The following is a 1,024-nucleotide window of genomic DNA, read 5'->3' on the forward strand; positions in this document are numbered from 1 at the left end:
CGTTGAGGCCGGCGGCGGCAACACCGGTACCGGCACGACAGACCCCCACCACCGGCAGCGGTGGCACCGGCGCCTCGCCCACTGATCCCTCAACCGGGACCGGCGGCACCGACCACGGCACTGATCCGACCACCGGCACGGGTTCCGGCGGTGTCGAGGCCGGCAGCGGCAACACCGGTACCGGCACGACAGACCCCACCACCGGCAGCGGCGGCACGGGCACCACGCCCACCGATCCCTCAACCGGAACCGGAACCGGCGGCACCGACCACGGCACTGATCCGACCTCCGGCACAGGCTCCGGTGGCGTCGAGGCCGGCGGCGGCAACACCGGCTCCGGCTCGACCAACCCCACCACCGGCAGCGGTGGAACGGGCTCCGGCACCACGCCCACCGATCCCTCAACCGGAACCGGCGGCACCGACCACGGCACTGATCCGACCTCCGGCACAGGTTCCGGTGGCGTCGAGGCCGGCGGCGGCAACACCGGCTCCGGCGCGACCGACCCCACCACCGGCAGCGGCGGCACGGGCACCACGCCCACCGATCCCTCAACCGGAACCGGAACCGGCGGCACCGACCACGGCACTGATCCGACCACCGGCACGGGTTCCGGCGGCGTTGAGGCCGGCGGCGGCAACACCGGTACCGGCACGACAGACCCCACCACCGGCAGCGGCGGCACGGGCACCACGCCCACCGATCCCTCAACCGGAACCGGAACCGGCGGCACCGACCACGGCACTGATCCGACCACCGGCACGGGTTCCGGCGGCGTCGAGGCCGGCGGCGGCAACACCGGTACCGGCACGACAGACCCCACCACCGGCAGCGGCGGCACGGGCACCACGCCCACCGATCCCTCAACCGGAACCAGAACCGGCGGCACCGACCACGGCACTGATCCGACCACCGGCACGGGTTCCGGCGGCGTTGAGGCCGGCGGGCGGCACACCGGTACCGGCACGACAGACCCACCACCGGCAGCGGCGGGACGGGCACCACGCCCACCGATCCCTCAACC

General features: G+C 74.6%; 1 pseudogene. It reads left to right on the forward strand.

The features are described from left to right. A pseudogene (locus tag I55_RS36865) lies at positions 1 to 1,024 on the forward strand (hypothetical protein); the annotation flags it as partial.

This window comes from Azospirillum sp. B4, assembly GCF_000333275.1.
Classification (GTDB): Bacteria; Pseudomonadota; Alphaproteobacteria; order Azospirillales; family Azospirillaceae; genus Nitrospirillum.